Here is a 19,717-nt window from a genome sequence, read left to right as displayed (position 1 = left end):
CCCGGTTTTAACCGAGGCCAGATTTAAGTGCTACTTAAATTTCCATTCCGCCTGCACATGTCAGAATTGAACGACACTCAATTCTGGAATGGCCAGGGGATCGACTGCCCCACCTGCGCCCTGTGGCGCAGGAACTGGTCAGCCAGAACACAGGCCACCATCGCCTCCCCGACCGGAACGGCGCGAATGCCCACGCAGGGGTCATGCCGACCCTTGGTGAGGACCTCCGCCTCTCCGCCGGAGCGGGTGACGCTGGACCGCGGCGTAAGGATCGACGAAGTCGGCTTCACGGCGAAGCGGCAGACCAGGGACTGCCCCGTCGAGATGCCGCCGAGCACGCCGCCCGCATGGTTCGACAGGAAGGTCGGCGCGCCCGCATTGCCGGGGCGCATCTCGTCGGCATTCTCCTCGCCCCGCAGGGCCGCGGCCGCGAAACCGTCTCCGATCTCGACGCCCTTGACGGCGTTGATCGACATGAGCGCGGAGGCGAGCTCGGAGTCGAGCTTACCGTAGATGGGAGCGCCGAGCCCCGGGGGCACGCCCTCGGCCACGATTTCGATCACGGCGCCGATGGAGGAGCCTTCCCGGCGCAGGCCGTCGAGATAATCCGCATAGAAGGCGGCCGCCTCCGCGTCAGGCGAGAAGAAGGGGTTCCGGCCCACCTCGTCCCAGTCCCAGCGGTCCCGGTTGATCGGGTGCGGGCCCATCTGCACGAGGGCACCGCGGATCGTCACGCCGGGCAGGACCTTGCGGGCGACAGCGCCCGCCGCGACCCGCGCGGCGGTCTCGCGCGCGGAGGAACGCCCGCCGCCCCGGTAATCGCGGATGCCGTACTTCACGTCATAGGTGAAGTCCGCATGGCCGGGCCGGTAGCTGTTCTTGATCTCGGAATAATCCTTCGAGCGCTGGTCCACGTTCTCGATGAGGAGCGCGATGGGCGTCCCGGTCGTGACCTGCCGTCCGGTCCGCTCGTCCACGAAGACGCCCGAGAGGATCTTCACCTCGTCCGGCTCGCGCCGCTGGGTGGTGAACCGGGACTGGCCGGGCCGGCGGCGATCGAGCTCCGCCTGGATCTCCGACACGTCGAGCGGGATCATCGGCGGGCAGCCGTCGATGACGCAGCCGAGGGCCGGGCCGTGGCTCTCGCCGAAGGTGGTGACGCGGAAGAGGTGACCGAAGGTGTTGTGGGACATGGCACTGACTGAGGTTCAGGGCCTCTTAGAGCCAAAGCGCCGGTGAGTCACGCGCGACATGGCGAAATGGCGATCCAGCTCTCCCGCCCAATCCTCCGGCGAAGGGTGAGATGCACCCTTGGGACCAAGCGGAATGCGATCCCCTCCCCCTTGTGGGGAGGGTCAGGGTGGGGGTGTGAGCGCTAAGCTGGATCCAGTCCTGCGCTGGCACCCCCCTCTCCACCTCCTCCCCACAAGGGGGAGGAGAGCCGGTTGAGGGTCTCCCTCAGACGAAGAAGAAGTCCTTTTCGGTCAGCTTGAGGCCCTTCTTGAGGGTCGCAATCTCCACCGCTGCCTTCGACCCGGACCCGTCGGCATCATAGGACAGCACGCCCGTCTTCTTGTCGTAGATGAAGAAGTCGTTGGCATCCTTGGCCTTGTCGCCCACCGTGAAGAACTTGCTCGCCATCTTCGCCGGCTTGGCCTCGCTGCCCTTCTTGATCGCCGCATAGAGGCTCTTGTTGGCCTTGAACAGGCTGTTCTCCAGCCAGAGCGTGTCGTCCTTCACATTGAAGTCGGCGATCTTGTCGAGGTTGGTCTTCTTGTTGAACTTGGCATCGAACACAAAGATGTCCTGGCCTGCGCCGCCATACAGCACGTCCTTGCCGGCCCCGCCGTAGAGCTTGTCGTTGCCGGCCAGCCCCTTGAGCACATCGTTGCCGGCGAGGCCCTTGATTACATCGTTGCCGTCCGCGCCGGTGAGCCGGTCCGCCCGGGACGTGCCGCGCAGGCTCAGCGCCACCGGGCCGGTAGGCGTGCCGCCACCTCCGCCCCCGCCGGACGAACCGCCTCCGCCTCCGCCAGACGAGCCACCACCGTTGGCCGGGGGCGGAGCAGGCGTATCGTCAACGTCGGTCACGGCGAAGGTCACTGTGCGAACGGAGGTGGCGCCATACGAGTCCACGCCCATGAGGGTGAGCTCGTAGGCGTGCGGGCCGGTCTCGTAATCGAGCGCCTTGAGCAGCACGAGCTTCGTACCGTCGATCTTGAACGTGCCGGTCGGATCGGTCAGCGCATAGGTGATGGCATCGCCGTCCATATCCGTGGCCGAGACCATGGCGACCGTCGTGCCGGCCGGAGTGTTCTCGGCCACCGAGGAGGCCGACAGCGCCAGCTGATCGGGCGGGGAATTGTAGAGCGTGAGCGTCTTGTCGGCGAACTGGGCAAAGCGGATGTTGCTGAGCGTATCGGTGCCGTCGCGGCCGGACACTTTGTCCTGCACCTTGAAAAAGAGTCCTCCCCCCTCCAGGCTTTGAATAGAGTAATCGGCGGCTTTGCCGGAGAAGACCGCCGTGTTGACGCCGCCGCGGCCGTCGAGGGTGTCGTCGCCTTTGCCCCCGGTCAGGACATTGTCGCCGGCATCGCCTTTCAGCAGGTCGCCGGCTTCTCCGCCGATGACGTTCTCGATGTTCTGCAGCGTATCGGTATGGTTCGGCCCGACCGCCTGCGGCCCCGCCAGGCTGAGATCGATGATCACGCCATATGTTCGGTCTTCATACGAGACCGTATCGATGCCGGCGCCGCCATCCACGACGTTGTTGCCCGCTCCGGGCAGGAGGACGTCGTTGCCGCCATTGCCGGTCAGGGTATCGTCACCGTGTCGCCCCTCGAGGCGGTTGGCGCCCTCGTCGCCGATGAGGGTGTCCTTTCCGTCCGACCCGCGCAGGTTCTCGATATGGATCAGCGTATCCATCCCCTCGCCGGTGTTCTGCGCGGTGGTGAGGCGCAGGTCGACCGTCGCGGCCTGGTCGAAGGCGACAGTGTCGAGGCCGCCGCCGCCGTCGATCAGGTCGTCGCCGAAGCCACCTAAGAAGACCTCGGTGCCGGCCCCGCCATAGGCACTATCCTGCCCCTCTCCCAGAAAGATATACCCGAAGAGAACACTACCCTGCTCCCCATGGTACGTATCGTTCCCATTTGAGAGGTGAATTGCGCCCTTGATCGTTCCGCTGTTGGTGATCACGTCATCCCCGAGCGAGGCGTAAATGCTCCATAGCGACATCGTGTCAGGATGCAGGACCGAGACTAGATTCTCGATAGTTCCCGTATTGGTCAGCACGAGGCTATCGGTTGACCGGTCACCGGAGAATGCGATTACGGGTGCCCCGTCAGAGCCTGAGACAAGGCCCGAGTTCTCAATGATCGAGGAGCCGATGAGGCTGACGGTGCTCGATTTTAAAGAGAACGCCCGGTTCAAGTCTGAGTGAACATTCCCGCCTGCCCCTATAACGATGTGCGAAGGACCGGCTGAGGCAATCGCAGCATCCTGCTTGGAGTAGACCTCACCATTGATTGTAAGGCTCGTCGGAGCGGCGGCTGTCGCGGCGGTCTGGACATAGACGCCAAATGACCCCGCCCCGTTCGCCTTGATATAGGCGCCTGCGTCGACGAAGAGCAGATCGGCCCCGTCCATCGGCCGGGCCGGGGTATTGTCGGCCGTCGTCTCAAGGGAGGTCTGGGGCGTCACGATATAGGTAGTGGCCATGCGGCGTCTCCGAGGCGGAGGGGACAAGTCCCATTAACGATATGATGTATCGTTAATGGATCACGCCGGATCCCGCAAGGTCACGCCCGGCGGCGCGATGGCGCAGGTCCGCCTAGCCCAGCCGCCCCAGGATCGGAAAGGTCTCCAGGAGCCAGAAGGAACTCCGCGACGGAAGCAAGGGAGGCCCGCACTGCACCCTCCTTAGCGATCAAACCTCCACCCTAATGACCGGCAGGCCCTTCATCTGTGCGTCTGCCCAGGGAGCCAAACCGCCCGGCGGGAAGGCTGTTTGGGTGATGCATGGCACCCGTGCTCCGAGCATCATTGCCCCTACCCTCCCTTTTCGCAAAGAAAAGATGCCACAAGGTCGTGCGTCACCGCCTCCACCGGGAAGCCCTATTCCACGCGGATCCGGTAGGTGTAGGTCAGGGTCGTCGGAGGGTTGAGGTCGTTCGAGCGCCAGGGCACATCGAGCACGACTTCGTCGGCGCCCTTGTAGCCACGCTGCGGCGTGTAGACATAGGCGAGGCCGCGGACTTTCTTGCCAGGGCACCGGGAATCCTGGCTCAGGGCTTGCTCGTGCGGGAGGATCTGGATGGTGCCGTGTGCCGGGGATTGCCGGACCTTCACGTCCGGAATATCCGCCGCGTAGCAGGTATCGACTTCATAGCTGAGGAACCCGCCGATGGCCGAGCGGCTGTTGGCCTTGACGGTACGCTCCAGGGTTTCGGCAAATGCTGGCGCCGTGAGGAGCGCGAGCCCCGTCAGCGCAATGGCAATCCGGCGCAACGGCGCCTCCTCTTCGTGAAACTCTGTTCCACGAAGAGCATATTTTCCTCGTCCTGACAATAATCGACCGAGCTCAGGCCCAGCGGTGGTTGCGCCCCTCGATCACCAGCACCTTGCCCTGCCAGATGTCGATGCTGGCTGCGTGGCGGGTCGAGACGCCGCAGGCGACTGCCAGGAACGCACGGGCGACGCCGCCATGGGCCACGAGGACGGTGTCGCGGGTCAGGTCGTCGAGGATCGGGCGCACCCGATCGGCCAGCATGGCGTAGCTCTCGCCTCCGCCTGGGGGAACGTAGTTCCACTTGTCGCGCTCCCGCAGGGCGGCGAGGGCCGGCTCCTGCTTGCGGACTTCCTTCCAGGTCATGCCCTCCCAGGCCCCGAAGGTGAGTTCCACGAGGCGCTCGTCCAGCCGGTAATAGTCCGGATAGAGGCCGAGCGACGCCCGCAGGCGCTCCATGGTTTCCCGGGTGCGCAGCATCGGGCTCGCCACGTAGTCCAGGTCCTCGACCTGGGGCACGAGGGCCTGGAGGCGGCGGCCCGCCTCCTCGGCCTGGACGCGGCCGAGGTCGTTGAGCGGAATGTCCTTCTGCCCCTGGAGGCGCCCCTCGAGGTTCCAGTCGGTCTCGCCGTGGCGGATGAAGTAGATCGTCGGGCGGCCGGCAGTCACGGTCACTCTTTGTCGAGGGAAAGGTCAGGTGCCTCAGGGTTCTTCATGCCGACCACGTGATAGCCGGCATCCACGTGCAGGATCTCGCCGGTCATGCCGCGGGCCATGTCGGAGACCAGATAGGCGGCAGTCTCGCCCACCTCCTCGGTCGTGACGGTGCGGCGCAGGGGCGAGTTGTACTCGTTCCACTTCAGGATGTAGCGGAAATCGCCGATGCCGGAGGCCGCGAGGGTCTTGATCGGGCCTGCCGAGATGGCGTTGACGCGGATGTTCTGGGGGCCGAGATCCGCCGCCAGATAGCGGACGGAGGCCTCCAGCGCCGCCTTGGCGACGCCCATCACGTTGTAGTGGGGCATCCACTTCTCGGCGCCGTAATAGGTGAGCGTGAGGAGCGAGCCGCCATTCGTCATCAGCTTCTCTGCCCGCTGGGCGATGGCCGTGAAGGAATAGCAGGAGATCAGGAGCGACTTGGAGAAATTGCCTTCGCTGGTCTCCACATAGCGGCCGGTGAGCTCGTCCTTGTCCGAGAAGGCGATGCAGTGGACCACGAAGTCGAGGGAGCCCCAGAGCTTGCGGACCTCTTCGAAGACCGCGTCGATGCTCTCCCCGTCCGTCACGTCGCAATGGCCGACGACAGCCGCGTCCAGCTCCTTCGCCAGAGGCTCGACCCGCTTCTTCAGGGCCTCGCCCTGATAGGTGAAGGCCAGATCCGCTCCATGCTTGCGGGCCGCCTGCGCGATGCCCCATGCGATGGACCGGTTATTCGCAACCCCCATGATCAAGCCGCGCTTTCCGGCCAGGATGCCGGGCGCCGTTGTCTCTGCCATGTTTCACCTTAAACCGTCGCTGGACACGTCGAAACGAAGGCTTCTTTAACCGACAGTGTCGCCAGGGGGAAGCCACCTCGCGGACTTCCCCCGGGAAATGGTTTTTCCGTAACGGAATATGCGGTCCCGGCGGGGACCGATTGGCAGGAATCGACCCGGCGGATATCAGCCCGCTTTGGCGGAGCGCCGCTTGCGGGCGTAGTCCATCAGGTCCTCGTCGACGATCTCGGGCAGCTTGATCTCGACGGTGGCGAGGAGGTCGCCCGCCCCGCTCTTGCCGGGCAGGCCCTTGCCGCGCAGCCGGAAGGTCCGGCCGGAATTGGTCAGGGGCGGAATCGCCATCTCGACCGCGCCCGTGAGGGTGGGAACGCGGATCGTGCCGCCCAGCACCGCCTCCTCGATCTCAATCGGCAGCCGCAGGCGCAGGTTCGATCCCTCGGGCGTAAAGCGCTCATGGGGCGCGATGCGGATGGTCAAAAGGGCATCGCCCGGATCGACGCCCGGCGCCCCCTGGCCGAGGCCGCGCAGGCGGATCACCTGGCCGTCGGCCACGCCTTTCGGGATCACCACGTCCACATCCCGGCCGGTCGGGAGCCGGAGGCGCTTCTTGGCCTCGCCGGCCACCTCCTCGAGCGTGACCGTGAGGGTGGCGTTCACGTCCTCACCCTTCTGCTGCTGGGGTTTTGCGCGGCCGCGCCGCGCTCCCCCCTCGGCCGCCGAGCGGAAGGCCTCGCCGAAGAGCTGGGAAAAGATGTCGTCCTCCGCATCGCCAGCGGCGCGCCGGCGCCCACCGCCGAAGGGACCGCCCCCGCCGGAAAAGCCGAAATTGAAACCTGAGACATCCTCGCCCCGGGCCCCGCCGCCCCGTCCGGCCCCGAAACCCTCGAAGCCCTGGAAGCGCGGCTTTCCTTCCGCGTCGATCTCGCCCCGGTCGAACTGGCCGCGCTTCTGCGCATCGCCCAGGATCTCATAGGCGGAATTCACCTCCGCGAACTTGTCCTTCGCCTTGGGATCGTCCTTGTTGCGGTCCGGGTGATAGGTCTTGGCGAGCTTGCGAAAAGCCTTCTTGATCTCCGCCTCGCTGGCCGTGCGGGGCACGCCGAGAATGTCGTAGGGGTTACGCATCGTGAAATCCATCAGCCGTCGATTTGGGGGTGCCCGGACGCGGGAGGAGACGCAGCCGCCGCCCCACCGGCTCTCAAGGACCATATGGGAAAGTGTTGCGCGTTTGCAACGGCTACGGTCTGGCGGAATTCGTTGAGCCAGCCGCCTTTGCCTTGCGGCGGATGGCCCCTCAACTCTCCGCGGAGGCTTTTCCGGACGGCTTTTCGGAAGCCTTCTCGGCGCTCTTCGCCTTGGCAGGCTTGAGGTCCTTGATCGCCCAATCGCCCCCGGAGGGGCGGCAGGCGGTGCCTTCGAGGGTGGCCGAACCGGCCAGGTGAGCCGAGAAGGCGCGGCAGACCTCGTCGTTCTTCACGAAGGGCGGGCTAGACGGCGAGAAGCTGCCCTTATGGGCCGTGTCCGGGTTGTCCCAGGACACCAGAGTGCCGGCTCCCTGCGGATCAAGCGCAACGGCAAGGGCCGCCTTGGCCCGGCGCCAATCCTCCTCGTTGAGGTCCGGCGAAAGGGGCGAAACGGCCTTCGGCGCGATGGAGCCCGTGGCGACCGGCTCCTCGTCCTGGTAGCCGACGAGGCCATAGGTGAAGCTGCAGGCCCCTGTCGAGAGGGCGATCAGGGCGACGGCGGCAATTTTCACCGCTTCGCCCAGGACGGCGGCTGATCTATAACGGCGCGCATCGGCCCTCATGCGGCGTCGGTCCCCCGGAACGAATTGGTCACAACCAGGATAAAGCCTTGAATCAGTTAAAAAGCGGTGACTTTACCGAAGTCGACGAGCCCTGGACCCTCTTCGCAGCTTGGCTGGAGGAGGCGACGCGCTCAGAACCCAACGACCCCAACGCCATGGCGCTCGCGACCGTGGACGCGGACGGCCTGCCGAACGTGCGCATGGTGCTCCTGAAGGGCTTCGACGAGAACGGCTTCGTGTTCTACACCAACACGGAATCGAACAAGGGCCGCGAGCTCCTCGGCCAGAAGAAGGCCGCCCTTGTGCTCCACTGGAAGAGCCTGCGCCGCCAGGTGCGGGCACGGGGCCCGGTGACCCTCGTGAGCGACCAGGAGGCGGATGCCTATTTCCAGAGCCGTCCCCGGGACAGCCGCATCGGCGCCTGGGCGAGCCAGCAATCCCGCCCCCTCGAGAGCCGCTTCGCCCTGGAGAAGGCCGTGGCCGTGACCGCCGCGAAATACGCCATCGGCGAAGTGCCCCGCCCGCCTCACTGGACGGGCTTCCGCATCGCGCCGGTCTCCATCGAGTTCTGGCAGGACAAGCCCTTCCGCCTCCACGACCGCGTGGTCTTCAAGCGTGAAGGCGATGGCTGGCGGAAGACGCGGCTTTATCCGTAATCCAGAAGGCACAGGGCCGGGATCGGGCCCGGCTTCGCCTTTCCGGCGGCCAATCAGGCCATGGCGATGGAGGCCTCCCGCATCTTGCCGATCGCAGTGTCGACGAGCCCCGCCGAGCGGGCGATCTCGCCGATGCTGCCGCTGATCGACGATACGCTCTGTGAGGCGGTCCGCATGGTGGTCGACATCGCCTGCGTGACCGCAGACTGCTCTCCGACGGCCTGCGAGATCGCCATCGAGATCGCATTGATCCTCATGACCGTCGCCGTGATCGTCTCGATGGCTTTGACGACCTGATGGGTCGCGGTCTGCGTCTGCGCGATTTGCCGGCCGATTTCCTCGGTGGCCCGGGCCGTCTGCATGGCAAGCTCCTTGACCTCCGACGCCACCACCGCAAAGCCGCGCCCAGCCTCCCCGGCATGAGCAGCCTCAATCGTCGCGTTGAGCGCGAGGAGATGGGTTTGGGACGCGATGGATCCGATCAGGGTGACGATTTCGCCGATCTTTTCGGACGAGACCGCCAGACCGGACACGATAGCGGTCGTCTGCTGGCCCTGCGTCACGGATTCGGTCGAGATCGCAAGAGCCTGGCTGACCTGCTCGCGGATCCCGCCGATGGACGCCGCCAGTTCCTCGGCTCCCGCCGCCACGACCGTGACATTCGCGGAGGTCTCGCTCGACGCGCCCGCAGCACCGGAGGCCTGTTGTGTGACCTCGGTCACCGCCCTGGTGATCTCGCCCAGCTCGCGGGCGATAGAGTTCTGAAGCTCGGCGCGAAGGAGACGCTGCCGGACCTGGGCGGTGATGTCGGTGGCAAACTTGACCACCTTGCTGGGCCGACCGTTCAGATCGAAGACCGGATTGTAGGTCGCCTGGATCCAGACCTCCCGCCCCTCCCGGCCGATGCGTTTGTACTCGGCCGCCTGATATTCTCCGCGGGCGAGTGAAGCCCAGAAATCTTGGTATGCGCTGCTGGCGCGGTACGCGGCATCGACGAACATCCCATGATGCCGCCCCCGGATCTCATCCAGGCTGTAGCCCATCACGTTCAGGAAGTTCTCGTTGGCCGTCAAAATGGTGCCATCGAGCAGAAACTCGATGACCGCCTGCGACCGGTCAATGGCGTGAACCTTGCTCTCGAAATCGGCGTTGCGCAGCCGGCCCGAGGTGATGTCGGTCGCGAAGGTCACGACCCTGCCTGGTTTGCCGTTGCGTCCGAGGATCGGATTGTAGGTCGCCCGGATCCATACCTCCCGTCCGCCCTTCCCGATGCGCTTGTATTCGGCCGATTGATACTGGCCCCGATGGAGAGAATCCCAGAAGGCGCGGTATTCCGGACTGTCGCGCGTGGCCTGGTCGACGAATAAACTGTGATTCCGCCCCCGGATTTCGTCCAGGGCGTAGCCGAGCAACGCCAGGAAATTTTCGTTGGCCGTCAGGATGGTGCCGTCGGGCTCGAATTCGGCAATGGCCTGTGACCGATCCAGCGCTGCGAGCTTGGCCTTCGCGTCGCGTGCGGAACGAAAGTTCAACATGGCGCTGTCTTCCCTAGGAAGGGTCATGTGTGCGGATAAGCGCATGACCGTGTGGAGACGTCGACGGGCCGCCATGCAATGTCAGGTGCGCCGCAACTCCTTATCTTGAAAGTAAGAATAAATTGTAAAGCGAGCGGCTCGTTCAGGAAGAATGTCCGGCCCTGCCAACGCTTGACTTCACCCTGATCGACAAACCCTGCGGAAGCCCGTGGATGCGTTGTCCGATATTCCCATCGTAGACCTGGGAGCGCCATGAACGCTCTCCAAAAATCCGACGACGTAGCCTCAGTACGAGCCATCTCCCCTTACGGAATAGCCAGTGTCTGGCTGTGCTGCCGCGCACAGCCTCAGCGGCCCCGTCGGAGCGACATAAGACCCGTCTTCGGAAGGAGGCTCCTATGATTCTCTGACAGCATCGGGGCGGGCTTGGTCCCGCCCCAGCCTGGCGCAAAACAAGGGATTAGCAGTCGGGCAAACACGCGGCGGCTTTCGGATCAAGCCCGCCCCTCCACACTCCGTCGCCCCCTTCCGAATGGCGTTGAAACCGGTCAAATGAACTTGACCGTATTCCTACCTCTCCATTCAATCTATAGGGTAAGCGGAGAGGGCCGCGACGTGACGGCAGACTGGAACCCAAAAGTGCGAGGCGGTCCAGGAAAGAGGCACGCATGATGCGAATGATCCTGGCCTTCGCCTTGGCCGGTCTTCTGGGAGTCATGCCGGCCCATGCGCTGAACGCCGAACAGCGAAAAGCCTTCTTCCAGATCATGTTCGAGCAAGCTACGCGGTGCTTCACGGCGCCCGTCACGTCCTGGTCGAGCAAAGCCCGTCTTGAAATCCGTCTCCGCCGCGACGGTTCGCTGTTGCAAGCGCCGAAGGTCCTCGAACCGACACCTGACTCGGATATCGCCAAGGCTGCCGTCCGTGCGATCCAGCGCTGCGCGCCCTTTCTCATTCCGGATAGGTTCCAGGGCTCCTACAGCGAGTGGAAACTCCTGATCATGGAATTCAAAACCGGGCCCTGACGCTGAACGTCGCAACCTCCCGGGCAACGATCCCGCTCCCGTCCTTCAGATCTCGTCCACGATTCGGACGATCCTGCCGTCCCGAAGCTCGAAATAGCTTTTGCCCCTGAAGCGCAGGGCCTGCCCGGCCTTCCAGCCGTTGGGGAGGTCGGCCCCGACAACGGCGCTGTAATCGACCTCGATCATGGCGCGGTCGCCGACAACGATGCAGGCCACGATCTCCTGCCGGCGCTCTTGAAAAGCTGTAGCGCCCGTTCTCGCAAGGTCCGCGAATGCACCGATGTCGTTCGTCTCCACATTCACGGAGCCGGCAGTAATGTTCTGAAAATGCACGTCCTCTGCGAGAGCGCGCAGCATTCCCTCCACATCCCGAGCGTTATAGGCATCCACATAGGCCCTGACGGGCGGCGGCACTTGCATGGGTCTCTCCGAGACACTCGTTTTCACGCGCCATTTGGGCGCAGTCACTTCATGACATCCAGGTCAGGCCATCCGCAATCCGGTGCAGCCATCAATCGATCAGGGAGCACTTCTCTTCCGAGAGATGGGGGCCGAACGTCGTGAACCGCACGGCCCGCAAAACACGGCCGTCGAACACCACGAGCATATTCTCATTGTCAAGCGTTCGAATATCGTCGAAGCGATCGGTTTCCACACCCACCTCACGGAGATAACGACCGACATTTCCATGCTGCTGGAGTGAGCACATAAAGGGGCCTGTCGAGGCATCGACAGACTTCTCTACTGTCGAGAGAATTGTGCTCTGGCCGCTCAGGACGCTTCCGCGTCCAATCCCATATCCGACCAAGATGCAGCATAATCCCAGAAACCCGAGCTTCAGCACTCTCAACAATCGGGATAGCATTCCACTTCCGCCCTGCATTCGAACTCAGCATATTACTGAGATCATGTAACAATTCGACAAATTGGAAAAGGATCGCATCCATTTTCATTTGCCAGGTGCGCCCAGGCGGTCCGACCCCGACACTTGATTGCAGCATAGGAGGCTTGGCACCCATGGACCTGCGGCCTCCGGCACGCTAGGGTCCGCGCCCGTTCCCACAGGCAGCCCGCAGGACGCCATGCCCACGACGTCTCAGAATTCCCGCCGCATCATGCTGCTGACCGGCGCCAGCCGGGGCATCGGCCATGCCACCGTCAAGCGCTTCTCGGCGGCGGGCTGGCGGGTGATCACCTGCTCGCGCCACGCCTTTCCGGAGAACTGCCCCTGGGAGATGGGTCCCGAGGACCACCTTCAGGTCGATCTCGCGGACGCCAACGACACGCTCCGGGCCATCGAAGAGGTGAAAGGGCGCCTCGCGGCCGAGGGCGGCGTGCTCCACGCCCTCGTCAACAATGCGGGCATTTCGCCCAAGGGGCCCGGCGGCGCCCGCCTGGGGGCTCTGGACACTCGGTACGAGGACTGGGTGCGGGTGTTCCAGGTGAACTTCTTCGCATCGATCATGCTGGCCCGCGGCCTGGTGGACGAGCTGACCCGGGCGAAGGGCTCGGTCGTCAACGTCACGTCCATCGCGGGCTCCCGGGTCCATCCCTTCGCGGGCGCGGCCTATGCCACCTCGAAGGCGGCTCTCGCCTCCCTGACCCGCGAGATGGCGGCCGATTTCGGTCCCCTGGGCGTACGCGTCAACGCCATCTCGCCCGGCGAGATCGACACCTCGATCCTCTCGCCCGGCACGGAGAAGATCGTCGAGCAGATCCCCATGCGCCGCCTCGGCACCACCGATGAGGTCGCGAAGGCCATCTACTTCCTATGCACGGACGCTTCGTCCTACGTGAACGGCGCGGAGCTGCACATCAACGGCGGGCAGCACGTCTGAGGCGCCTCTCCCGGCCGAGATCGGAACCGGGAACCTTTCGCACGGAGCTTCATCCAATCGACAGGCCGGGCCTGCCGCCCGGCAAGAGAGAGGATGTCGCCATGTTTCTCCGCTTCGCCGTTGCCGCCATTGCGGCGCTCGCCATGCCTGCGCTCACCTTGCCCGCATTTGCGGCCGATCAGGTCGAGAAGGCGCCGCCCTCAGGCGCCTACAAGAAGGTGAGCACCCTCGTGAAGCTGCCCGATTTCCTGCCCGGGCTCGGCCAGCTCTATGTGGACCCGAACACCCTGCCGGCCGGCCCTTTCCTGGCCTACGACCATAACGGCAAGCTCGTCAGCACCGTCTACATGCTGCCCATCGAGGACCTGTCGAACAAGGACAAGAGCTTCGACAATCTCGCGGCGCCCGGCGGCAAGGTCGACCATGTGGACGTTTATTACAATGCCGGCCATCCGGGCGTCGAAAAGCCCCACGCCCATGTGGTTCTGTGGCACGTCTCCAAGGCCGACGAGGCGCGGGTGGCGAAATGACGCCGACCCGGCGCCATATCCTCAGGGTCGGCGGGGTTCTCCTCGCCGCTCCCTTGGCCGCTCGCCTGGCCGGCCGGGCATGGGCGGAGGATACGGTCGAGATCGTGATGCGGGGCAATGCGGACGGATCCCAGGTCTGGTTCGACCCGATCGGAATCCTCATCCGGCCCGGCCAGAGTGTCCGGTGGATCAATCGCGATCCGGGCAATTCTCACACGTCCACCGCCTACCACCCGCAGAATTCCGACCGCCCCTTGCGCATTCCGGCGGGCGCCACCCCCTGGAACTCGGATTACCTGCTGCCGGACGAGAGCTTCTCGGTCACGCTCACGGTGGAGGGGACCTACGACTACTTCTGCATTCCGCACGAGCATGCCGGCATGGTCGGGCGGATCGTGGTGGGCCGCCCCGGCGGGCTTGGGGGAAGCACCGTCTCGTCGTCGGCCTCCCAAGGCGGCGAGCCAGTTCCCGACGAGGCTCTGCGCGCCTTCCCGGCGGTCGACGAGATCCTGCGCAGGGGTATCGTGCGCCATACGTGACGCCGCGGCTGCGATGAGCGAAACTCCCGGGAACCTTCGCGTCCTTGCTCCATCTAAGGACCAGGGAGGGGCCCGCCATGCCGAGCACCGCAACCGCGCCGGTCGTGTTGGACGATCTGGATGACGCAGCTTTGGTCGAGCGCGCCCTCGCCCGTGACGGTGAGGCCTTTCGCCAGATCATGCGCCGCTACAACCGCCGCCTCTATCGGGTCGCACGCAGTGTCCTGGCGGACGACGCGGAGGCCGAGGACGTGGTCCAGGAGACCTATGTCCGGGCCTTTATGCATCTCGACGCTTTTCGAGGCGAGGCGCGCCTCTCCACCTGGCTGACGCGGATCGCCCTCAATGAGGCGCTCGGTCGGGTGCGGCAACGGCGCCCGACTGTGGAGGTGGAGCACCTCGACCGGCTCAGAGACGAAGGAGACACCCGCGTGATCGCCCTGCCGACGGCCCATAGGGATAACGACCCGGAAGCAGCGGCCGCCCGTGCGGAGGTCCGCCGCCTTCTGGAGCAGGCCGTCGACCGTCTGCCAGTCCCGTTCCGCATCGTCTTCGTGCTGCGGGACATGGAGGAGATGAGCATCGAGGAAACCGCCTCGCAGCTCGGCCTGCGCCCCGAGACCGTGAAGACGCGCCTGCACCGCGCCCGCAGGCTCCTCAGGCAGGCCCTTCACGAGACCCTTTCGTCCGCACTCGTGGACGCCTTCCCGTTCGCGGGCGCCCGCTGCAACCGGATCACCGATGCGGTCCTGCGGCGGATCGGCATTGAGGATCTGCCGCAGGAATGAGTGCGCCTCAGGCGGCTTCTGCCGGCCGCGGTCCTACATAGCGCGACTGCGGGCGAATGATGCGGCCGGTCCCGGCCTGTTCGAGCGCATGAGCGACCCAGCCGGCCGTCCGGCCGGCGCCGAAGAGAGGCGTGAAGCCTTCCCGCGGCACGCCGAGAGCTTCCAGCAACAGGGCGGTGTAGAACTCCACATTGGTGTCGAGCCGGCGTCCGGGCTTGCGGCGCGCCAACACCCGCAGGGCCGCGGCCTCGACGGCCTCCGCGAAGGCGATGCGGTTGTCCCGGCCTTTCAGGCGCGACACCGCGCCCTTCAGCACATCCGCCCGCGGATCGCGGACCCGGTAGACTCGGTGGCCGAACCCCATCAGCCGCTCGTTGCGGGCGATGGCCGCGTCGAGCCACTCCTCCGCCCGGTCGGCGCTGCCGATGGCGTCGAGCATGTCGAGCACTGGCCCCGGCGCACCGCCGTGCAAAGGTCCCTTGAGGGCGCAGAGACTGGCGACCACCGCCGAGAGCAGCCCTGCCTCCGTGGACGCGACGACCCGCGCCGTGAAAGTCGAGGCGTTGAGGCCGTGGTCGAGGATGGTCACCAGATAGGTATCGAGCGCCTTCGCGTCACCCTCGTCGACCGGCTCTCCGCGCAGCATGTGCAGGAGGTCGGCCGCATGTCCGGCTGCAGGGTCGGGCGCGATGGGTGGCAGCCCCTGCGCGCCCCGCACCGCCATGGCGGCCGCGACGGCCGCGGCGCCAACGGCCAGGGGCCCATGGTCCGGCTCCGCATCCGGCAGCGCTGCGAGGAGAAGGCGCATTCCTTCGACCGGCGAGAGGCCTTGCAGCCGGGGCGCGAGGCCGGACAGGAGCGCGAAGGCCCGTGCGCGCCCCTTCCCGAGCGCGGCGCGCGGATCGCTCAAGGACACGAAACCCTCCCAGAGCATCGCGACCGCATCCTCGTAGGAAACACGGCCCGCCAGTTCCTCCAGATCGTGCCCGCGGATGATGAGGCGCCCCGCCTCCCCGTCCACGTGGCTGAGAACCGTTTCGGCGGCAATGACATCGTCGAGTCCGATGGACATGAGGCATCTCCTTTTTCGACGCGGAGCATCACGCCGCCATTGCGGAGCGGTCAATCTTGAATCAACATATCAACCTATGGGAACGAAGTTGCTCGATCTGACCTCGGCCGAAGAGGCCTCCGGCCGCCTCGGCATCAGCCGGGCGAGCCTCTATGCTTATGTGAGCCGGGGCCTGATCCGCTCCTTCGCGTCGCCCCACGATCCTCGCCAGAAGCTCTATTCCCTTGAGGACGTCACGGCGCTGGCGGAGCGCAAGGCGCGTTTCCGCCGCCCGGCCGCAGCAGCCGCCACGGCATTGGACTGGGGGCTCCCGGTCCTGGAGACCAGCATCACCCAGATCAAGGACGGGCACCTGTACTATCGGGAGCTGGATGCGATCCGGCTGGCCGAGACCGCGACCCTGGAGGAGACGGCCCTCTTGCTGATCGGCGGCCTCGACCGTGCCGCCTTCCAGGCCCCCTCGCCGCTCGTCAGGAACGTGGTGGGCACTCTGCCCGGTCCTGCTTTCGGCCCGTACGATTTCGTCACCCAGGCGGTTCGCCTCCTGTCCGCCCCGGTCCCGATGGAGGCCCGGGCCGCAGAGGTCGCGACGATCCTGCGTCTCGTGACAGCGGCCGGAAGCGGCGCCGATCCGGGCGCCGAGCCCATCCACCAGCACCTTGCTGCGGCCTGGAGGGCGCCTCGGGCGGCCGATGCGATCCGCCGCGCCCTGGTGCTCAGCGCCGATCACGAACTCAGCGCCTCGGCTTTCGCCGTGCGGGTCACGGCCTCCACGGGCACCTCCCTGCGCAATGCGGTCATCGCCGGCCTCGCGGCCCTGAGCGGGCCCCATCATGGGGGCATGATCGAGCGGGTCCGGACCTTCCTCGAGGCACCCCGGGCCGCCGAGGCCCCCGGCTTCCGGCACCGGCTCTACCCGGACGGGGACCCACGGGCACCTGCGCTCCTGGAAAGACTTCCGCTCCTCGCCTCCGACGCTACGACCCTGCAGGCCGTGGAGAGCGCCACGGGCGACAGGCCCAGTCTCGACGCCGCCCTGGTGATGCTGGAGCGGGCATACGGGCTTCCGGCCGGGGCATCCTTTGCGCTGTTCGCCATCGGGCGGACCGCCGGCTGGCTTGCCCATGCCATCGAGCAGCGCAGCCAGGCCACCCTGATCCGCCCCCGCGCCCGCTATGTGCTGGCGGAGGAGAACCCCTCATGACCGAGTCGCGCCTTTATCCCTCCCGCCCGATCCTGGCCGCCTCCGTGGCGGTCTTCCGCGACGGCCGGGCCCTCCTGGCAGCCCGCGGCAAGCCACCCTCCGAGGGCCTTTTCTCCCTGCCCGGCGGACAGGTGGAGATCGGCGAGACCCTGGCCGAGGCGGCCCTTCGGGAACTTCGGGAGGAGGTCGGTGTTGAGGCCAAGCTGATCGGTCTGATCGCTCCCCTCGAATTCATTGAAAGGGATCGGGAAGGCCGTATAAAGCACCATATCGTCATCGCCGCCCATGCCGCGCGCTGGGTCTCGGGCGAACCTCGGACAGGCCCGGAAGCAAAGGAAATCCGTTGGGTTACGGAACGGGACATCGTCGGCCTGCCCACGACACCGGGCCTAGCGGCCATTCTGGAACGGGCTTTCGCCTTCGACCGGCGGGAGTCCGCGCGGTGAAGCGGATTCTTCTGCTCGGCACAGTCCTAATGACGGCTACCCAGCCCGCGAGCGCGCAGGGCTTCTTCGAGCGGCTCTTCGGCCCGCCCCGACAGCCGGAGCTCAGCCCCCAGCCTCAGCTGCGGCCGCAGCCGCAATTCCGCCCGCAGCGCCGGGCGCCGCAGAACCAGCGCTCGGCTCCCCCGAAGGAGGCGAAAGAAAAGGAGAAGGAGCAGAAGGCCGAGCCGGCGCCCCCGGTCGAGCCGCCGCCCGCTCCCTACGAGAAGGATTTGCTCAGGCTCGCCGAGATCATGGGCTCCCTCGCACTTCTGCGCCCCCTCTGCGCCGCCGCCGACGGCACAGAATGGCAGGGACGCATGCAGGCCCTGCTCGACGCGGAGGGCACGACGCCCGGTCGGCGGGAGCGGCTCGCCGGCGCCTACAACAAGGGCTACCAGGCCTATGCGCTGACCTACCGCATCTGCACAGCCTCCGCTCAGGAGGCCTCGAACCGCTATCTCAAGGAGGGCGAGACCCTCGCGCGCACCATCACCAGCCGTTACGGCGGCTGATTTATCCACATTTTTCCGTGGATGCCCTCTCGCATTAACCTCTTTGCAAGGAGATGGTGGCGGTGGGTCGGTGCGCTCACTACATTCGGGACAACCGAACACGCGCCGCCCCTGCGCGATGGGGCCCTGGATCATGAACGATAACGACGCCCTCCTCCCCGACTTGCCCGAACTCAGCGCCATCAAGCAGGCTGCCCTGAGCTATGTGACCGAGGCTTTTGCCGAAGCCGAGCTCGACGGCCTCGACGGCGACTGCATGGCGCAGGCTGCCCTTTTCGCCGCCTTTGCGGAGCTCGTCGCGACCTATGGCGAAGACGCCGTGGCCGAATACGCGGCCAGCCTGCCGGATAAGATCCGCAGCGGGGGCTTCTCGACGGCCCTCAAGCACTGAAGCCGACCGGGCCTGCTCCGTGACGCATGGCTGGCCCGGGATGTCCGGCTGAGTGATGGGCCTTGACCCGCGCCGGATTTCGGGGATGATGCGGCCATGATCACGACCCTGCCTTTTGCTGTTTCGTATTACCGGCCCTCCCCATAGGAGCGGCACGGGTCGATCGATTTCGTCGAAATGGTGCCGCCGCAAGGCGGCGTTTTCATTTCGGCAATGCCCTGCGGCGGACAAAGCCTCCGAGAACCGCATGAGCACGCAAAACCTCCTCACCTCCCCGCTGGCTGACGACGCCGAACTTCTGCAACGACGGCGCAGCCTCGCCCTCGTGGGCGTAGGCGCCTTCGGCGAATTCAGCCTGCCGCATCTGCGGCGTTTCTTCGATCTGCGGATCCACGATTCCCGCCACGACCTCGGCGCGCTCTCGGCCCGGTGGAATGTCGAAGCCGTGGACCTGGAAACGGCCGCCCGGCAGGACATCGTCGTCCTTGCCGTTCCCTTGCGGAGCCTCCGCGCCGTCGCGCGGGCCATGGCACCGCATCTGAGCCCCGGCACCCTTGTGGTCGATCTCTGCTCGGTGAAGACCGAGCCCCTGGCCATCCTGCGGGAAGAGCTTCCCTCAGGGACCAGACTGGTCGGCACTCATCCGCTGTTCGGCCCCCAGAGCGGCCGGAACGGGATCGTGGGCCTGCGCATCGCATTCTGTGCCGATGATTGCGCGCAGAGCCTCGTGGCCGCCCGTTTCCTTCGCCGTCATCTTGGACTTCATGTAATCCGCACAACCGCCGACGAGCACGACCGGCAGATGGCCTATGTGCAGGGCCTCACCCATCTCCTGGGGCGCGTGACGGCCGCCATGGCGCTGCCCCGGCTCGACCTGACGACAGCCTCCTTCGGCCATCTCCAGCACATGGTCGACATGGTGCGCCACGACTCGGACGAGCTCTTCCGCACTATCATCTCGGACAATCCCTACGGCCCCGAGGTGATGCATGCCTTCGTGGAGGCCGCGCGGGACGTGCTGAAACCGGTGGGTCTGCCGTCGAACCGCACGATGTGATGGGTAAGGCTCCGTCCTTGCGGGGCCACCTCCGTCATTCCGGGGCCGCGCAGCGGAGCCCGGAACCCATAAACACCAACTTTGCAGAATAAGGGCAACGGCAAACGCTGAGCTTTATCCTGTTCTGTCAACGGTTATGGGTTCCGGGCCTGGTCCTTTGGACCATCCCGGAATGACGCGGGGAGCGCCGCGCCGCTCTCCTCCCCACAAGGGGGAGGGAATCCCGGCGCGGCTCGTCGCTATTGCGCGCGATCTCGCCGCTTTACCTGGAGCGCGGC

The 19,717-nt window shown here is 65.8% G+C and carries 22 protein-coding genes; 12 read left to right on the top strand and 10 right to left on the bottom strand.

Features of this window, described 5'->3' with window-relative positions; all coding sequences use genetic code 11:
- Positions 1-77: 77 nt before the first annotated feature.
- The 7 genes from aroC to C4E04_RS06835 form a co-directional block, all read right to left on the bottom strand.
- On the bottom strand, positions 78-1,193 hold the full coding sequence (gene aroC / locus C4E04_RS06865; RefSeq protein WP_109596119.1) for a chorismate synthase: 1,116 nt from the start codon (positions 1,191-1,193) through the stop codon (positions 78-80).
- A gap of 265 nt (positions 1,194-1,458) precedes the next feature.
- Complete coding sequence (locus tag C4E04_RS21620; protein WP_109596117.1) at positions 1,459-3,717, bottom strand: cadherin domain-containing protein; 2,259 nt, start codon at positions 3,715-3,717, stop codon at positions 1,459-1,461.
- Between the two features lie 396 nt (positions 3,718-4,113).
- Complete coding sequence (locus C4E04_RS06855) at positions 4,114-4,506, bottom strand: hypothetical protein (RefSeq protein WP_109596115.1); 393 nt, start codon at positions 4,504-4,506, stop codon at positions 4,114-4,116.
- A gap of 73 nt (positions 4,507-4,579) precedes the next feature.
- Positions 4,580-5,173, bottom strand: a complete 594-nt coding sequence (locus C4E04_RS06850; RefSeq protein WP_109600877.1) for a histidine phosphatase family protein — start codon at positions 5,171-5,173, stop codon at positions 4,580-4,582.
- Between the two features lie 2 nt (positions 5,174-5,175).
- Positions 5,176-6,000 (bottom strand): enoyl-ACP reductase FabI, encoded by an 825-nt coding sequence (fabI, locus tag C4E04_RS06845; protein WP_109596113.1) that lies wholly within the window; start codon positions 5,998-6,000, stop codon positions 5,176-5,178.
- Between the two features lie 165 nt (positions 6,001-6,165).
- Positions 6,166-7,125, bottom strand: a complete 960-nt coding sequence (locus tag C4E04_RS06840) for a DnaJ C-terminal domain-containing protein (RefSeq protein WP_109600875.1) — start codon at positions 7,123-7,125, stop codon at positions 6,166-6,168.
- A gap of 169 nt (positions 7,126-7,294) precedes the next feature.
- On the bottom strand, positions 7,295-7,756 hold the full coding sequence (locus tag C4E04_RS06835) for an RT0821/Lpp0805 family surface protein (RefSeq protein WP_109600873.1): 462 nt from the start codon (positions 7,754-7,756) through the stop codon (positions 7,295-7,297).
- Positions 7,757-7,854: 98 nt separating this feature from the next.
- Here C4E04_RS06835 and pdxH point away from each other — a divergent pair, with 98 nt between their 5' ends.
- On the top strand, positions 7,855-8,463 hold the full coding sequence (gene pdxH, locus C4E04_RS06830; RefSeq protein WP_174219257.1) for a pyridoxamine 5'-phosphate oxidase: 609 nt from the start codon (positions 7,855-7,857) through the stop codon (positions 8,461-8,463).
- A 53-nt stretch (positions 8,464-8,516) separates the two neighbouring features.
- Here pdxH and C4E04_RS06825 read toward each other — a convergent pair whose 3' ends face one another.
- Positions 8,517-9,998: a PAS domain-containing methyl-accepting chemotaxis protein gene (locus C4E04_RS06825; protein WP_109596109.1), complete on the bottom strand. Its 1,482-nt coding sequence runs from the start codon at positions 9,996-9,998 to the stop codon at positions 8,517-8,519.
- Between the two features lie 668 nt (positions 9,999-10,666).
- On the opposite strand from C4E04_RS06825, the gene C4E04_RS06820 reads away from it, so the two are divergent.
- Positions 10,667-11,023 carry an energy transducer TonB gene (locus tag C4E04_RS06820; RefSeq protein WP_109596107.1) on the top strand — a complete coding sequence of 119 codons (357 nt, stop codon included), beginning with the start codon at positions 10,667-10,669 and terminating at the stop codon, positions 11,021-11,023.
- A gap of 45 nt (positions 11,024-11,068) precedes the next feature.
- Here the strand turns inward: C4E04_RS06820 and C4E04_RS06815 are convergent, their stop codons facing one another.
- A complete protein-coding gene (locus C4E04_RS06815; RefSeq protein WP_109596105.1) occupies positions 11,069-11,443 on the bottom strand; it encodes a nuclear transport factor 2 family protein in 375 nt (124 codons plus the stop codon).
- Positions 11,444-11,567: 124 nt separating this feature from the next.
- On the opposite strand from C4E04_RS06815, the gene C4E04_RS20835 reads away from it, so the two are divergent.
- The 5 genes from C4E04_RS20835 to C4E04_RS06795 all read left to right on the top strand — a co-directional run bounded on the left by C4E04_RS20835 (position 11,568) and on the right by C4E04_RS06795 (position 14,718).
- Positions 11,568-11,726, top strand: coding sequence for a hypothetical protein (locus C4E04_RS20835; protein ID WP_162559303.1), 159 nt, complete (start codon positions 11,568-11,570; stop codon positions 11,724-11,726).
- A 412-nt stretch (positions 11,727-12,138) separates the two neighbouring features.
- On the top strand, positions 12,139-12,861 hold the full coding sequence (locus tag C4E04_RS06810; protein ID WP_109600871.1) for an SDR family NAD(P)-dependent oxidoreductase: 723 nt from the start codon (positions 12,139-12,141) through the stop codon (positions 12,859-12,861).
- Positions 12,862-12,962: 101 nt separating this feature from the next.
- A complete protein-coding gene (locus C4E04_RS06805; RefSeq protein WP_245416260.1) occupies positions 12,963-13,391 on the top strand; it encodes a DUF5602 domain-containing protein in 429 nt (142 codons plus the stop codon).
- Entirely contained in the window at positions 13,388-13,930 is a 543-nt protein-coding gene (locus C4E04_RS06800) for a plastocyanin/azurin family copper-binding protein (RefSeq protein ID WP_109596103.1), read from the top strand. Before C4E04_RS06805 ends, C4E04_RS06800 begins: the two co-directional genes overlap by 4 nt.
- Positions 13,931-14,007: 77 nt before the next feature.
- Positions 14,008-14,718 carry an RNA polymerase sigma factor gene (locus tag C4E04_RS06795; protein WP_109596100.1) on the top strand — a complete coding sequence of 237 codons (711 nt, stop codon included), beginning with the start codon at positions 14,008-14,010 and terminating at the stop codon, positions 14,716-14,718.
- A 7-nt stretch (positions 14,719-14,725) separates the two neighbouring features.
- Here C4E04_RS06795 and C4E04_RS06790 read toward each other — a convergent pair whose 3' ends face one another.
- Complete coding sequence (locus tag C4E04_RS06790) at positions 14,726-15,790, bottom strand: citrate synthase/methylcitrate synthase (protein WP_109596098.1); 1,065 nt, start codon at positions 15,788-15,790, stop codon at positions 14,726-14,728.
- An 88-nt stretch (positions 15,791-15,878) separates the two neighbouring features.
- Between C4E04_RS06790 and C4E04_RS06785 the strand changes: the two genes are divergently transcribed.
- The 5 genes from C4E04_RS06785 (at position 15,879) to C4E04_RS06765 (ending at position 19,439) form a co-directional block, all read left to right on the top strand.
- A complete protein-coding gene (locus C4E04_RS06785; protein WP_245416259.1) occupies positions 15,879-16,994 on the top strand; it encodes a citrate synthase in 1,116 nt (371 codons plus the stop codon).
- The gene (locus tag C4E04_RS06780; RefSeq protein ID WP_109596093.1) at positions 16,991-17,440 is read left to right on the top strand and encodes an NUDIX hydrolase; all 450 of its coding nucleotides are present in this window, start codon (positions 16,991-16,993) and stop codon (positions 17,438-17,440) included. The genes C4E04_RS06785 and C4E04_RS06780 overlap by 4 nt, the downstream gene beginning before the upstream one ends.
- Positions 17,437-17,991 (top strand): TIGR02301 family protein, encoded by a 555-nt coding sequence (locus tag C4E04_RS06775; RefSeq protein WP_245416258.1) that lies wholly within the window; start codon positions 17,437-17,439, stop codon positions 17,989-17,991. The genes C4E04_RS06780 and C4E04_RS06775 overlap by 4 nt, the downstream gene beginning before the upstream one ends.
- Positions 17,992-18,124: 133 nt before the next feature.
- Entirely contained in the window at positions 18,125-18,382 is a 258-nt protein-coding gene (locus C4E04_RS06770) for a hypothetical protein (protein WP_109600865.1), read from the top strand.
- A 247-nt stretch (positions 18,383-18,629) separates the two neighbouring features.
- Positions 18,630-19,439 carry a prephenate dehydrogenase gene (locus C4E04_RS06765; protein WP_109596091.1) on the top strand — a complete coding sequence of 270 codons (810 nt, stop codon included), beginning with the start codon at positions 18,630-18,632 and terminating at the stop codon, positions 19,437-19,439.
- Positions 19,440-19,717 lie beyond the last annotated feature (278 nt).

This window comes from Microvirga sp. 17 mud 1-3 (genome assembly GCF_003151255.1).
Classification (GTDB): domain Bacteria; phylum Pseudomonadota; class Alphaproteobacteria; order Rhizobiales; family Beijerinckiaceae; genus Microvirga.
The sequence above is the reverse complement of the archived record's forward strand: the minus strand, read 5'-3'. Positions and strand labels throughout refer to the sequence as shown.

What these genes read in the sequence shown, in the direction of transcription:
- C4E04_RS06805 (WP_245416260.1), top strand. Translation starts at nt 12,963, where the DNA reads ATGTTTCTCCGCTTCGCCGTTGCCGCCATTGCGGCGCTCGCCATGCCT.
- C4E04_RS06840 (WP_109600875.1), bottom strand. Translation starts at nt 7,125, where the DNA reads ATGCGTAACCCCTACGACATTCTCGGCGTGCCCCGCACGGCCAGCGAG.
- C4E04_RS06810 (WP_109600871.1), top strand. Translation starts at nt 12,139, where the DNA reads ATGCTGCTGACCGGCGCCAGCCGGGGCATCGGCCATGCCACCGTCAAG.
- C4E04_RS06780 (WP_109596093.1), top strand. Translation starts at nt 16,991, where the DNA reads ATGACCGAGTCGCGCCTTTATCCCTCCCGCCCGATCCTGGCCGCCTCC.
- fabI (WP_109596113.1), bottom strand. Translation starts at nt 6,000, where the DNA reads ATGGCAGAGACAACGGCGCCCGGCATCCTGGCCGGAAAGCGCGGCTTG.
- C4E04_RS06820 (WP_109596107.1), top strand. Translation starts at nt 10,667, where the DNA reads ATGATGCGAATGATCCTGGCCTTCGCCTTGGCCGGTCTTCTGGGAGTC.
- C4E04_RS06795 (WP_109596100.1), top strand. Translation starts at nt 14,008, where the DNA reads ATGCCGAGCACCGCAACCGCGCCGGTCGTGTTGGACGATCTGGATGAC.
- aroC (WP_109596119.1), bottom strand. Translation starts at nt 1,193, where the DNA reads ATGTCCCACAACACCTTCGGTCACCTCTTCCGCGTCACCACCTTCGGC.
- C4E04_RS06800 (WP_109596103.1), top strand. Translation starts at nt 13,388, where the DNA reads ATGACGCCGACCCGGCGCCATATCCTCAGGGTCGGCGGGGTTCTCCTC.
- C4E04_RS06790 (WP_109596098.1), bottom strand. Translation starts at nt 15,790, where the DNA reads ATGTCCATCGGACTCGACGATGTCATTGCCGCCGAAACGGTTCTCAGC.
- C4E04_RS06815 (WP_109596105.1), bottom strand. Translation starts at nt 11,443, where the DNA reads ATGCAAGTGCCGCCGCCCGTCAGGGCCTATGTGGATGCCTATAACGCT.
- C4E04_RS06825 (WP_109596109.1), bottom strand. Translation starts at nt 9,998, where the DNA reads ATGTTGAACTTTCGTTCCGCACGCGACGCGAAGGCCAAGCTCGCAGCG.
- C4E04_RS20835 (WP_162559303.1), top strand. Translation starts at nt 11,568, where the DNA reads ATGGGGGCCGAACGTCGTGAACCGCACGGCCCGCAAAACACGGCCGTC.
- C4E04_RS06770 (WP_109600865.1), top strand. Translation starts at nt 18,125, where the DNA reads ATGAACGATAACGACGCCCTCCTCCCCGACTTGCCCGAACTCAGCGCC.
- C4E04_RS06765 (WP_109596091.1), top strand. Translation starts at nt 18,630, where the DNA reads ATGAGCACGCAAAACCTCCTCACCTCCCCGCTGGCTGACGACGCCGAA.
- C4E04_RS21620 (WP_109596117.1), bottom strand. Translation starts at nt 3,717, where the DNA reads ATGGCCACTACCTATATCGTGACGCCCCAGACCTCCCTTGAGACGACG.